Origin of the sequence: Microcoleus sp. AS-A8, assembly GCA_039962225.1 — a bacterium.
Taxonomy (GTDB): Bacteria; Cyanobacteriota; Cyanobacteriia; order Cyanobacteriales; family Coleofasciculaceae; genus Allocoleopsis.
On the sequence record JAMPKV010000021.1, the window covers coordinates 1 to 13,045 of the forward strand.

Below are 13,045 nucleotides of genomic sequence, written 5' to 3' on the forward strand. Positions count from 1 at the left end.
GGTCAATATGGCAGAGGTCAGGAAAACTTCCCAGAATCGGTCACAATTTCATTTAAGTGGGATGCCCCTGATTATGACCGTGGAGGCACTCGACCCTTAACTAAACCGATAGGTGGTTTTTTTGTTGGATGCAGCGTTGAAGGACTCATGGCGATCGGGGCAGTCCGTGCTCATATTGGCGCACGGGCACCAAAGGAAGCTGTAATCAATGGTGCTAGATATGACCTAAAAATGTTCCGAAGTGAAAACAATCAAAATATTCGGACTTTTTACCCTGTATATTTGGGACCAGCAGGAGACAATACAAATGCTTCCTCAGGAGGGACAACACGCCCAGATGTTGAACAGCCACCCATTCCCATTACTGTAGATAGCCCAGTGAGGATTATTGCGGCGTTGGTCAATCCTTTAGGAGACGATGAAGGGAAAGAGACGGTGACTTTGATTAACACTGGGTCAGCTAACGTTTCACTTGAGGGCTGGTTTCTGTTGGATGCGATGAACAACCGATATGTATTATCAGACCAATCCAACGTAATGTCTCCTGCCGCTACAACCACCATCACCTTGCCTAAAAACTCAATTCAATTATCAAACAAAGGCGGTGAGATTCGTTTGCTAAACCGTGACGGCAAAGTAGTGCATAGAGTTAGTTACACCAAAGTACAAGCTCAAGAGCAAGGGCGTACCCTTATTTTCTAGAGAGAGTTAAGGGAGCTAGCCTCATGTCCTGCCAATAAAAACTTGGCTGGCTTCCCTTCCATATTTGTTTCCTGGTCGCTTTGGCGGACATTTCTTGCCTGATTCAGCCGACAAAGCTTTGAGAAAAGTCTGTAAGCAAGTCGGGTTGATTGGCGTCAGCAGTCATAGCTTTAGACAGTTTCCCCGGAAGCCGCTTCGCAAATTCAAGCTTTACAGGCGGAAAAAGCATCGAGGACTGCAATTGAGCGAAAAAATCGACTTGCAGATAATCTATGCCCTCAAAGCGAAAAGAGGAAACAGTCTATTTACAAAAGTGCCTGCATTGAGAAACGCTGCGATAACGGACGACAAAGGAAGAATAAAGGTTGTGATTCACACCCGCCCCCCATGCCGCCGCGATCGCTGATGGCCGTGAAATCTTACAAGCCAAATCTAACTCGATCGCAGATTCGGAACATCCTAACCTCAACCGCGCTGGACATCGAAGCTGGTGGTTACGACAAGGATTCGGGTTACGGAATTGTCATGGCAAATCGCGCCCTGCAAAAAGCTCAGCAAATGCGTTAATTTCCTGCATCGGTCAAGCTGCTAAATGGGACTTAGACATTGGTCAGTTGAAAGGGTTCAATACCCTAAAACTGACAAAAGCGACAAAGAGTGTGATTCCTACAGGGTGTTACTCAAGGCGTGGTGGCAGGGGTCTGTCGGCTCTTTTGAGCAACCGCTCAAACGCTTGTTGATGATGTTGATAGCTGAGCCACGCATGGTAAGTTTGGCTGTGAATCGTTGCCGAATGTCCCATTTGTTGCGCCGCTAAGGGGATGTCTAATCCATAATGTATACTTCTAATCGCCCAACAATGGCGCAAGTCGTAAGGACGAAACGGAAGGCGCTGGCGCTGGAAATAGCGGGTGACCCGATGCCCCAAGTCTCTATTGGTTTTCCCCGTACATTGAGGAAGTTTAATATCAGTTAAATTAAACTGCTCCACCCATTCGGGATGCAACGGCCAGATTTTCCGCATCCCCGTTTTTCCCGACAAGACGGTCAAAACCCCCTCACTTGTTTTGAACCCTTCCAAGTCCAGATGAAACAGTTCGTGAGGGCGCAAACCATAGGTAGCCAGCATTCCAAAAGCCCACTGCCATGCCGGGTTAGAGAGTTGGTGATACCACTCGACAATCTCAGAATCGGTTGGCAGAGAGCGCGGGGAAACTTTTGTGGGGGAGTAGTTCCCCATATACCTTTTAGCCTCAAATTCAACTCCCGCCATTTGCGCTAATTTATCTAACGCTAAACAGGTCTTTTGACGCATTCTTGTGTCAGGACGAGTCGAAGCGATCGCACCTTTTAAAACTTCAACAGTAAGGGGCTTATCATAGGGCAGACTCTTAAAGACTTCTTGATAGTTAGTATTCCATGTGGTAACAGATTCTGGCGTTCTAGCGCGTCGAGTAAAGTAATCGCGTTCTAATTCATTAATCCAATCCCTAGTCGTTTTTGGAGACGGTTGTCTTTCTTGAAGATGACGCAAATAAGGCTCCCAAGAGAATTGTTGATCATCGAGAAGTTCTCCTACCTTACGAGCTTCTTTTTCGGCTCGGTGCAGCCCTTCCACTGTCGCATATAGACCGATAGCAATTTCTTGTTGATGAGGTTTAGTATTATTACTTAGAGGACGTGGGGGAAACGTACCGCGTAAATATAACCGATTGCCTTTTTGTTTAATTGTGACTCGAACCTTATCCGTCTTGAGTCGGGTGTTGACCCGATTCAGTAGGTCGATTAACTCTCCATCTTTCATTGAGTTTTTGTTGTTCAACTCCTCTCTCTAATTAAGGTATAATCGGTAAGGACAGCCAAGATAGGTCGCTGGGTTCAGTCGATGGCAAAAGCCCGTACACCCCGTGGCTTCCAGCTCCGCTCCAGCGAGCTTCAAACCTAACGAGCATGGGCAATTGCTTTTACATCCCCTAGACCGGGGGCATCTGTGAACTATACAGAGGGTCGCCGTGACTCCTTTGCGGAAATCCTGGTGCGATCGATTCTCAATCTATCTGAGTTTACGACATTCACTGCCCCGTTGGATACAAGCTTCCCGTTGCCGATCGCTTCCCTAATTTTTCCCTAACTCTAAGGTCTAAGCAGAATTGCTGAAAAAGAGGCACGAGGTAAAAGTATAAAACGCTACCTTGAACACGGAGGTTTTGCTCGGGGTCGATCCACTGATACGCCCTGGTGTTCGCCCCCAATTAAAATGCCTCCCATAAGGGCAATAACTCTTCAATATTATGTGTTTAATAAAGGAAGAAGAGCGGTAAAATTTTAGCTGTTCTTGAACGGAAGTCTAGATAAAAAAGTAGGCAGAGAATGGGAAAGTGGCGGGTATGGGTGAAGGCGGCGCTCGCCTCTGACCTTATTTCCCACAGAATCAAGAGTGAGTTCGTCGCCGTTTTTTCTAGGGAAAACGAGTAGATAGAGATTCGGCGCTAGCAATTACTCAGATTTTAGGTTTACTGGGATACTCCATTTCCCAATAAAGAGTAATTAGAGCCTTCTAGCCTTGTTATTAATAGAAGCATTTTTTTTAAAATAATGTAGATAAAATCTGTCAGGCTCGACGGCTTGAAAGCGATAGCTATCAGTCAACAATCTTTCATAATTACTATCAAACTGAATGAGTTGTGCAGCGTCCTGAAAATAACTGGCAGGTTCGAGAATACTGACTACCGCCAACCCATCCGTAGCAAACAATTGGTGCTGTTGCATCTAGCCGATGCCCCAGAAAAAGGGCAAGGTGAGCAGGACCACCGTAAAACAGGTGAATTGTTCTACTGTCAGCGGACAGCAAGTTCTGAACAACGATCTTCTTCACGCTCCCAACAACGACATTGGCTTGCTCTGGTGAGGTAATGGGGTGTTCTCCTCGAACATCAAGTAACGGCGCGTCTAACAATCCAAACCTTTCCAAGTTAGCTTTCACCTCAGGCAGGATATTACGATAGATACTGATGCTAACAACGAGGCGATCGCCCTTATCCCCTAAAGTTTGGTAAGCCAAAGGATAGGCTGGAGTTCCAGCGGTCGGATGAGAGTTGGTTGCCCAAATCTCGCCACGGTAATCCATTTCAATGGCGTAGCCCCGAACGGCAGAAAATACAGAGCCAATCGCTAGGCAAGCTGACACGCGCCGATTGCCCAAAAGCCTAATACGCTTAGTGTTGCGGTAATTCTCAATCCACGTCCGAGCGTCTTGGAGTTCAATCAGTAGTCGATCCCACTGCTCAGATGGAGCGATCGCACGAGTTTCACCACCAGAAAAAGGCGTCCAATCAAAGCGAAGCCCTGGATGAGTTGGGTTATCTTCTGGTGAGATTGCTGTGTAAATCAGAATAGAGCGGAGTGCTGGTTGCTGATGGGAAGGAATTTTTTCTCGTAATTCCTTCTCTAGCTCTTTACGGGTGATAGTTCGATTTTTCTTGTGCCGCACGAATGTCGCTAGGTGGTTGTAGATATTATCGATAGTTTTGGCTGACAAATCTCCGTATTCTTCAAGGTGGTCAGCTAAAGATTGCTTAAACACTGCTTCGCCATAAGGTTTTGCAGTATTCCAGTCGGTTTCAACTGTCACCTTCTCCAAAAGAAAAAGAGCATCCTGCTCTGTACGTCCCTTAGTTTGAACGAGTCGAACATACTCCTGTGTAGAGTTACTTTTAACACCATCCTGCTCCTCGTAAAAATCCTGAGAGCCGCGAACCCGATTTAGCCCGTTAATTAATGGTTGCAGTTCTTTGGAAGCCCCTGTTCCAATGAGGGTAAAACTTCCGTATGTCTCTGGACTGCCAGCATCTATTTTCTGAAATCGTTTAAGTTCAGTCCAAAACTCGGAGGGTTGGAGTACATGATCCTTCACTTCAATCAAGTCTTTAACGAAGCCACGATTAGGAACGAAAAATTTGGCTTCAACATCGCCAATACTTTCCTTCACCATCGCTGTGAAGCCTTCCTGAGCCAGCCAGACAGGGATACGGGCAAGGATAATGTGATCTTGAAAAGAAAATCCACCCTCCGCTATATCACCACCCCGTGACTGGGGTTCCAGAAGAGAGGGAATTAAACGATCATCTTCAGCCATACGTTCGAGCGCAACTCAGCTAATTTTTTCATCGCCCTCATTAGGGTTAGCATACCCACCTTGAAGGTTAGGATCGGCCGCATGGGATGATGGACCCAACCACTTTCCTGTATCGAGCCATAGTTCATAGTAGTAGAGCCATAATGCCGTCCAGGGAAGGATGGTTGTAGCAATAAGCATATCGCGTCGCCAAGGATTTTCCTTTGGGTAGTACAGGCAGAGCGTTCTATCGCTCCATAAGTGCGGGGCTTTGGGCGCTAGAGCAGGAGAAATGACTTTAACGCTAGGATAGGAACTGAGTTTGTACCGCACAGCCACACGATATTTTGGGGAGAGGGGACGAGGCTGAAGCGTCCCTCGCCACACCGCTACTCCATGCTCTCGTCTGTAAGTAAATCCTGGAAACCGATGCAGGATATGTAGACTTTGGAGCGCCAGGTTAATTGTGGGTCTCAGTTGGGAATATTCAAACTCACTCAGCCCCATGAAACTTAGTCGCTTGAGTTGCTGTGTAAAGACCGGAAGCGGGCTGACTCGGCAGAATCAATCCGGTAGAGCTAACGTAAGACTTTCCGGGAAATCCTGCACTAGCGAGTGTGGAAGCTGCGGTTTCAACCTCTGACGGGAAGTATTCTTCGCCAAAAATCTTCTGCCAATACGCGATCGCCTTTTCACGATCATCCGTTTCTAGTGCCTTCGTTGCCCATCGTCGCCCGTCATCAATGCGCCGCATGAACGTCTCAAAATGGCTGCGATCCCAATTCCAGGAAACGTTATGTCCCAGCATAGGATCGGGGATATTGGGGGTCGCATCACTGCTTATCCAGAGCAAGTGATCGTACTGGCAGTAGATGGCATCGAGCAGATCGTGGAACAGCACCCCAAGATCTTGCGATGTGTCCAAATTGCCGGATTGGATGTGATAAACCAGTAGGGCACCAAGCCAGTAACTCTTGGGCTTACGGGTTTTCATCTGGTAATTGCGGAAATGCTTTAGGAGAATTCCGAGCGGCTTGACTTTGCCGTCATGTTCTTTTTGTAGCTCGTTGAGCAGGTTAATGTAGCCGATCGGATGTGAGGCAATCCACTCATTGAAGCCGCGATCAGGCACGTAGATAACCTCCTCGAAGCCATCGGGCGCAATGCACGGAACGAAATCCAGATGAAAATCTTTGTTTTTGAAATACACATGGATGGAGCGCCGTGCCCGTTCGATATCAATTTCGGCATATCCTTCGTCCTCCAGGTATTCTGGCAAGCCATCCAGCAGGTTTTTCAAGTCCAGAATCAGTTGCTTGGCTTCCGGCTCATTTTTCTCAGGATCGCCAGGGACGTGAACCAGCGTATCTACATCTTTGACATCACCTGCACCCATTTTCTGAGGGTAGGAACCTGCAAGGCGAGTATGCGGGTAAACGGTTGGAAACTCCTTGCTTTGCTTAATGTACTCGCGCACTAACGGGGGGAGTTCTTGGGCTGCTTCAATACGGTGTTGAGGAGGGCGAACATTCTTTAGGAGTTCATCGAAATAAGTGCGGAGAGGGAACACGAAATTTTCCTTATGCGAAGCTTTCAGATTTAGTGTACCCACAGCAATAGAGGAAAGACACTATTAAAATCTAAAAAAATTGTTTAGTCATTATTAATAACAGTTTGTATTAATGACATTGAGAGATAGAATTGTTTTGAGAAACGCGAGCGCTCTGAGCGGTACCACATGGCTGAAAATCGGGAGTTTTACAGGGAGTTGGGTCGTCGCATTCGGCAAGCACGAGATCTGTTATGGTGTTAAATTTGTAGTCCAACACATTTAGAATTTATTCAGGTAAGATACGCATCTCTTTGTTACAGGAATTGGGACTTGCGCTGAATCGTGAAAAAATTTATTATCAACTTGATCGAAATACAGTAATATCGACAAACGTTAGGACGCGATCTGCGTGGCTGTGCAGCGAAGAGCGTAGATCGCATCCTTTAATTAGGCAGAGGCAATTGATTCAATGCTTTCTTCTTTTGCCACTGCAATTTCAATATCTAACTTTTGGGCAATTGTAGGAATGACTAATTGCTCGTTGGATTTGAGGACTTTCTTAATAGTCGCTGCCATCAGCTCTTTGGTCAGTTCTACACCGTTTCGTTTTTGCTGAATTCCTAACGGCTTGCACAGCTTTCTTAGTTGTACTTTGGTGAGTCCGTTGATTACCGTAAGTGCCTGTTCATACGATGAGGGCGTTACAGTAGGGGGAGCCTGCACTGGTTCTAATACCACTGCTACTGGATTGTTGATTACTGGCACGTTTTCCACTTCATGAGCTGGTTCATGAGCTGGTTCATGAGCTGGTGCCAGGGCTTCTACTGATTCTTCTAGCATGATAAATAGCAATCTTTATGCGTCATAACACAAGAAAAATTGAGCGAGAACCCCCGCTCAACCCCTTCTGAAAGTCGTAATTCTTCATGTCAATGCGTATCGGTTTTATCAACCATAATTCAACTGCAACAGTGTTCTATGAAAACCTCGTGTCCTGGTAACAGGACATAACGTATTTTGACTTTATTCATCACGTTGTTAAAATCCAGTCGGCTGGATTTTAACAACAGCACTACCCTCAGCATATAAGGCATTCTCTATCAAGAGAGAATGCCTTAACTCACCGCATGAAAGTAGAATTGATAAGAGTTAGTCTTCGAGGATCGTCAGCGCGACATTTTTGGAGCTTCTGAAGTGGCTTTCTCCCGGCTGGATTTGGTACGACCAGTGATACCAAGAATGTTCTGTCGAAGGTTTTACGATTTCAGACGTGTTGAAACCGATATTTACGCGATCGAGTAATGATTTGAGCGCTGGCAATTCTTTTGGCTCTAGATACATGGGCTTGCCGTCGTAGTCTTCGCGATTTAGCACGGCATTTATTAAGGAGACGATGCCATAGTCAAAATTTGCTACGGGCTGATGGTTTGGGTCATACGCTGTGAAAGTTGCCATAATTTTAAGATGATTGCGACGTTTTTTCATCATCTATGAAGGCGTTAGCCGCTTATTCCATGACGTGCTTTTTACACTATTACATAGCAATCGCTCTCTTTGGTCTTAATTGCTTGCAAGTTGTTTTTTAATTCCGTCAATTCCCCCTAAAACTAAGGAGGCTCTCAGGTTGGGCGTTTGTCCGCCCATAACTAAGTCTGAATATGAGGGTTGGTTCATCTACAACACGCGGCGGTTCTTGAAACTATCTTGACAAATTGATGGTTACGTTCAACGGAGAATTGGGAATATATCGAATAGGAAAAGACAATTCGCGATCCTGGATATATTGACCGTCAGCCGCTAGAAAGTGAACTACCTACAGCGATTGATAACCTAATTTAGGTCAATCTAATTCGTTGTTAAAATCCAGCCAACTGGATTTTAACAAGAGTCGGGCGATCGCGCTTCGTGCCAGATGTTCACAACCAGAATGCTGTAGGAGAAATCCGTAAGCGTTGCTCCGCGCACGTACCCGTGCGACGAGTCTGGGAGAGGGTGTCCGGTCAAAGAACCTCCCGGAAGTAGATGAATCTAACGCCCAATAGCGTTAAATGAGTGCAACCGGGGCGCGGGACCACAAGTAGCGGCGGGTTCATTCCCTGGCTGCAATAATGACTCGCTGCTCTTAAGAATTGGCTTTGAGTTCCCTTGCGGATTCCTCGATCAGCCACAGAATACTATTTTCCTTCTAAAACCCTAGTTTCAAGAGGGAATTTCGCCGTTTTGCCTCGGTGTTGAAGAGCTGTTGGAGGCTCGCTCTCGTATTACGCTCTTGTTCCTCCGCGATACCGATTGCATCCTCAAAATTGAGAATATTGCCAAAGGAGTCGCGACTCCAGCCTCAAAACTGGACGAGAGCATCTACGCTCCCCCGCCTACTACCTTTTGGGGTCAGCCAATTCCGGATTCATCTTCTGCTGCGTAAGTGTTCTACTACATCCCGACTGACTCGAACCTGCATTGGCAGTTAAATTACTTGCTCTCAGGCTGAAATTTTGGCAGGATCACCACGATGCATTACTTGCATTCGTATGGAATTGGCTGCACTATTGGCAATCATCTCCCAATCACTTTCGGTTAATAACACTGTAAGGAGCGATCGCAATGTATTGTGGTCGGAGATAAACTCATCTTTGTACAATTCGTCCTGCCTTAAAATCCCTTGAAGTACATTGATCGCATCGGGTGTAGGGGTTTGCAACCGCTCTATCAATCTCGCCCTTGCACTGGTGAGAGCGCTGTTGGTACCAACCCCCAGGTTCCATTCCTCTAAGAGCAGACGTACTTCACGATTAAGCGAGACGCGCAACTGAGTCAGACGACCCAGTAGAGTGGGGTTTTGTATAAACTTTCTCAAATTCGACCCCCAATCGAGTCCCGCTGCCACATTGCAGTCAGCTTCGTCTTCGAGGCGAGTTGCGATTAGCAGTGATTCCGGAGCAAATAGCAAATCTATTGCCTCTGTTATATTGACTATATTGACGATGTCCCCAACCGACTCGCGATTATTTTCCTGCTGTTGACTCATGATTGCTACCGCTACCCCCTTTATTGTTATCGTTGCCGCAAGGCTCCGTATTCAAAGTATGTCAAATTGTCATAGTCTTCTTCCGCACCGTAGTTAAACATCCCTTGGTTTTCATAGAACCGCTCGGCACCCTGTAATGAGTGCAGTCCTACTCTTCCTTCATATCCCAATTCGACACTGAGTAGTCTTGCATACCTGAGTAGAGCCGAACCTACACCTTTAAATCGCGGTGGATTTTGGATTTCTTTACGGTTCCAAGGAGCCGATGTTAGGGCTTCAATATATACTAAACGTTTACCGATTAAATCGCGGGAACCATGCAACTGTGTCTCTACCATCATCAGCCCTTGAGTGAGATCGAAACATTCAATAGCATAGCCAGAATGGTTCTCTTGCCTTGTAATAAAATCAAGTTTAAATACCCAGTCCCAAAACTTATCTTCTGTCTGGAACGTCCGTAACGACTCGCGCCAAAGATTCTCGTAATCATCGATGTGCTTTTGAGTTAATTCAACTATATATGCCTCAACAGGTGAATTATCTTCGCTGCGAATTAATTGAACTTTTAGTCGCACAACCTTCCTTACTTTGAGGACAGAACTCTCTAGTGTGAGGGAAAAATTATCTTGTTATTAGAGTATATATAAATGTTACATATTTGTACAACTGAGCTAGAGTTTCCTGAATGATGTACTCAGGAGCAAGCCCTCGTCATCAAGACTGTTAGATTTGCGATAGCGAAAGCGTTGCGGTAGCGACGCTCAAGAGCGTCAGCGCTGCCGCCTACGGCAGATCGCGCGTTAGCGCTTGGAAGTGAAAATCGAGAGGCATTGGCTAGAAGCGATCATTCGCTTCGTCTAGTGAAAAAGTGGGGGTAAAAACTATAGTAAAAACCGCACCCTACTTGTAAAGGCTGCGGTATGGAAAGTTGTTGGAAGATTGATGGATGTAGGGAGATAGCTAACGGGAGAAAGGCTTGGAGTGCTTTATTTCGGCAATGTTGGCTTTTAATAAATTAGACGGTGAGGAGCATTTTTCCTTGACCGTTTGTCGATTCGTTGCTGCCCGTTGTGATTAGGTCTTCTGGAGAGTTAAAGTCAGTAGAGTGTGATTCTTCGTTTGTGGGTTGGGTCGTCTCGCTAGAGTCTTCATAGTCAGCTTCGGAGTGGGGGTGAGGTTTCTGGTATGGCTTGAATAGCGCTTCTAATTCCTCAAACAATTGCTGTTTGACAATCTCTAGGGAATCAGGATTGCTGCTAGCTGCCAGCTCTAGGACTTTAGTCACTCCTTTTTTGGATGTTTCTATGGCTTTGCCCAGTTCTTTATCTATCTTGACCATTACTTTTATTCCTTCATTGCAGGTGTCTAGCTGTTGTTGCAGTTGGAGCCGTTGAAGAGCTAAAGATTCGTATTCTTTGACTAAATACGAAACTTGAGGATTTGAATCATTATCTTGCTGATTTTTCCTTGCCATGAGAATTGTTAGCTGTTAAGTAAAAAGGATAATGGTGTAGATGGACTGCACTAATTCTTTGCGATGCTCTACCGTTGGTGTTTTTGTTGTCCTTATCAAAGCGTTATCTGTTTTTCCAGTATGTCTTTAAAGGAGCGATCGCTTCACTCAATCGTAGGGAGTAACTCATAAGTTAGAGAAAAAAATTAGCTTAGCAGAGCATCCTTTCAGTTATCACTCAGGAGGTTGTGTCTGCCTTAGGTTAGAGGTGAATCTTCTACTAATTCTTTTTTCAATGGCAAAATCTTTAAAGTACTTGAACCAAGGTGGTTTAATTTTCAACGGCTGTGACTTTACGACTGACTGCTGCTGACAATTCTTGTCCTTGTCCTGTTAACAGGACACGCACCCGCTTGCACGTATCAAATTCCGCTCTAGCGGAATCTGGCGTCTCGTCAATATTCAGATTAAAGTTTGTAACGTTATATCTTGTTGTTCAGCAAGACGCTTTATTTTTTTATACCGATCGGGGTTAGTCAGCGTAGTCCCGGTACGCGAACTGGGGCAAGGCGACTGACGCGATCGCTTTTGAACTATTACCGCTATGGCCATTATTAAAAAATCCAAACCAGCCAGTAGTTACATCCCTAAAGATCCACCCGACGATCGACCAATGCCACCGGGAGAATCTCGCAATGGCTCCTCCCGGAAAGACGCGCAAGGATTAGGGCTAAAGCAGCCCGGTATAGAACAGCAGCCCCCGCAAGAGTGTTTTGCCTGCCGATGTAATCCCAAAGATAATTTTGTTGAAGCCGTCCGCTGTCGCAGCCAGGAAGCAGCGATGGATATGTGCGCCTATTGGTTGCAATGCGATCCCAATAATGAAGAGCTGTTTGCCTATTGGGCTGAAGCTAACCAAGCTGGGATTTTGGCTGACATTCTCAGATTTAAACACCCGTGTCTGGATGTGCCACAATCAACAAGGGAGGAACGTTTCCGCATTATCAAGAGCAGGATGCTATGGAGTTAAAGTTCATAGACCACTGTGCATCCCTGACAGAAGCTGGGTATCGGATTAGTTCAGCTAAGTTATTAGTCCGGTTCCTGAATAATTTTCTGCTGTTGCGATCGCCGTTCGACCCCAGATGGAGCGTTCCACTAACCAGTCTTGGTGGCGTAGAGCCAACCGCCTATTGGGAACGTATAACTAGCGAGTTGCACCATCTAGGCGTGCAAACCCCGACGCTAACTGGCATTTTAGAGCCAGATACCTCGGCGTTTCCCAAAACAGCCAGCTTGCAACTCATTTTTACAGCCTCTAGTTCAGCCGTTACTGTGCCGTTTGGCTACTCATGGTTTTGGTACTGCCCGTGGAGCAGATATCCTGATTCTGAGTTATTGGGTTTTATCTTAGAACAACTGTTTGAGGTCGTCAGAAAATCGACGGATATTGACTACACCGGAGCGGCTTGTCCCTTACCAGACAATCCGAGGCTGGAAGTTTTTGAAGCGCCGTCTTCCTTGTGGTTGTGGAAAGAGGGCGGTGGTGGAAGTTACCAAAGATATTGATAGCAGTGCAGCCTTGCTTGTCGAGTCTTACTGAGGACTCTGCGCTCTCGCATAGACGCAGGTTCTTCAATCGTCTAAGTTTCGTATAGCCTAATGCTTCCGACTCCTTAAAGTTTTGAAGACTTCTAGAGCGCCGGCCCAGTAATCGCGATTGGGGTTAGAAATTCACTTTATTCTCTGTTCAAAAATATAATTCACGGAAAATTTACGTATTACTGGTGTCGTTTTATTGACATCCTCCTTAAGAAAGATGTTAGATTAGTAGCGTAGATGACCAACTCATAATTAGAGTTTGAAAAAAAATGCTCACTTTGAATTTGAGAGCAAATTAAATGTTGAGCAAAATTTATATGGAGTTGATTGTCTTTGCTTAAGTGGTCAACGACTTTTGAAGGAAAAGTTGGGAAGTTATAGATATCAGGCTACTATAACAGAAGTTTTGATATCGCCCGACCCACTATTTTTTTGCCGATATTCGTGCAACCTTAACTCGATAGTTTATGCAACATCCGACTTTTCCGACTTTATAATCCGACTTCTCCGACTGACAAGGGCGGGGGAGAGGAAGCATCATAGAGATAAGATGCAGTCTCAAAACTTTTTGAAGCAATTAACTTTCCTTCCATAACT

The 13,045-nt window shown here is 45.7% G+C and carries 15 protein-coding genes; 6 read left to right on the top strand and 9 right to left on the bottom strand.

Annotated features, from left to right (window positions below):
• The 3 genes from NDI48_24780 to NDI48_24790 form a co-directional block, all read left to right on the top strand.
• Nucleotides 1-702: lamin tail domain-containing protein (locus NDI48_24780; protein MEP0834383.1), on the top strand; the 702-nt coding region annotated here is incomplete at its 5' end.
• A gap of 64 nt (nt 703-766) precedes the next feature.
• Entirely contained in the window at nt 767-1,108 is a 342-nt protein-coding gene (locus tag NDI48_24785; GenBank protein MEP0834384.1) for a hypothetical protein, read from the top strand.
• Entirely contained in the window at nt 1,090-1,269 is a 180-nt protein-coding gene (locus NDI48_24790) for a hypothetical protein (GenBank protein MEP0834385.1), read from the top strand. Before NDI48_24785 ends, NDI48_24790 begins: the two co-directional genes overlap by 19 nt.
• Before the next feature lie 109 nt (nt 1,270-1,378).
• On the opposite strand, the gene NDI48_24795 is transcribed toward NDI48_24790, so the two are convergent.
• Nucleotides 1,379-2,506, bottom strand: a complete 1,128-nt coding sequence (locus tag NDI48_24795; protein MEP0834386.1) for a site-specific integrase — start codon at nt 2,504-2,506, stop codon at nt 1,379-1,381.
• 186 nt (nt 2,507-2,692) lie between these two features.
• Here NDI48_24795 and NDI48_24800 point away from each other — a divergent pair, with 186 nt between their 5' ends.
• Nucleotides 2,693-2,833 carry a hypothetical protein gene (locus tag NDI48_24800; protein MEP0834387.1) on the top strand — a complete coding sequence of 47 codons (141 nt, stop codon included), beginning with the start codon at nt 2,693-2,695 and terminating at the stop codon, nt 2,831-2,833.
• 537 nt (nt 2,834-3,370) lie between these two features.
• Here NDI48_24800 and NDI48_24805 read toward each other — a convergent pair.
• The 8 genes from NDI48_24805 to NDI48_24840 all read right to left on the bottom strand — a co-directional run bounded on the left by NDI48_24805 (nt 3,371) and on the right by NDI48_24840 (nt 10,867).
• On the bottom strand, nt 3,371-4,837 hold the full coding sequence (locus tag NDI48_24805; protein ID MEP0834388.1) for an SAVED domain-containing protein: 1,467 nt from the start codon (nt 4,835-4,837) through the stop codon (nt 3,371-3,373).
• A gap of 15 nt (nt 4,838-4,852) precedes the next feature.
• Nucleotides 4,853-5,323 carry a hypothetical protein gene (locus tag NDI48_24810; protein ID MEP0834389.1) on the bottom strand — a complete coding sequence of 157 codons (471 nt, stop codon included), beginning with the start codon at nt 5,321-5,323 and terminating at the stop codon, nt 4,853-4,855.
• Nucleotides 5,310-6,386: a nucleotidyltransferase gene (locus NDI48_24815; GenBank protein MEP0834390.1), complete on the bottom strand. Its 1,077-nt coding sequence runs from the start codon at nt 6,384-6,386 to the stop codon at nt 5,310-5,312. Before NDI48_24815 ends, NDI48_24810 begins: the two co-directional genes overlap by 14 nt.
• A gap of 429 nt (nt 6,387-6,815) precedes the next feature.
• Nucleotides 6,816-7,208 carry a hypothetical protein gene (locus tag NDI48_24820; protein MEP0834391.1) on the bottom strand — a complete coding sequence of 131 codons (393 nt, stop codon included), beginning with the start codon at nt 7,206-7,208 and terminating at the stop codon, nt 6,816-6,818.
• Between the two features lie 309 nt (nt 7,209-7,517).
• A complete protein-coding gene (locus NDI48_24825) occupies nt 7,518-7,823 on the bottom strand; it encodes a hypothetical protein (GenBank protein MEP0834392.1) in 306 nt (101 codons plus the stop codon).
• A 1,024-nt stretch (nt 7,824-8,847) separates the two neighbouring features.
• On the bottom strand, nt 8,848-9,393 hold the full coding sequence (locus NDI48_24830; GenBank protein ID MEP0834393.1) for a hypothetical protein: 546 nt from the start codon (nt 9,391-9,393) through the stop codon (nt 8,848-8,850).
• Nucleotides 9,394-9,419: 26 nt separating this feature from the next.
• Complete coding sequence (locus tag NDI48_24835; protein MEP0834394.1) at nt 9,420-9,968, bottom strand: GNAT family N-acetyltransferase; 549 nt, start codon at nt 9,966-9,968, stop codon at nt 9,420-9,422.
• A 440-nt stretch (nt 9,969-10,408) separates the two neighbouring features.
• Entirely contained in the window at nt 10,409-10,867 is a 459-nt protein-coding gene (locus NDI48_24840) for a hypothetical protein (protein ID MEP0834395.1), read from the bottom strand.
• A gap of 583 nt (nt 10,868-11,450) precedes the next feature.
• Between NDI48_24840 and NDI48_24845 the strand changes: the two genes are divergently transcribed.
• Entirely contained in the window at nt 11,451-11,876 is a 426-nt protein-coding gene (locus tag NDI48_24845) for a hypothetical protein (GenBank protein MEP0834396.1), read from the top strand.
• The gene (locus NDI48_24850) at nt 11,867-12,415 is read left to right on the top strand and encodes a hypothetical protein (GenBank protein ID MEP0834397.1); all 549 of its coding nucleotides are present in this window, start codon (nt 11,867-11,869) and stop codon (nt 12,413-12,415) included. The genes NDI48_24845 and NDI48_24850 overlap by 10 nt, the downstream gene beginning before the upstream one ends.
• The last annotated feature ends 630 nt before the right edge of the window (nt 12,416-13,045 follow it).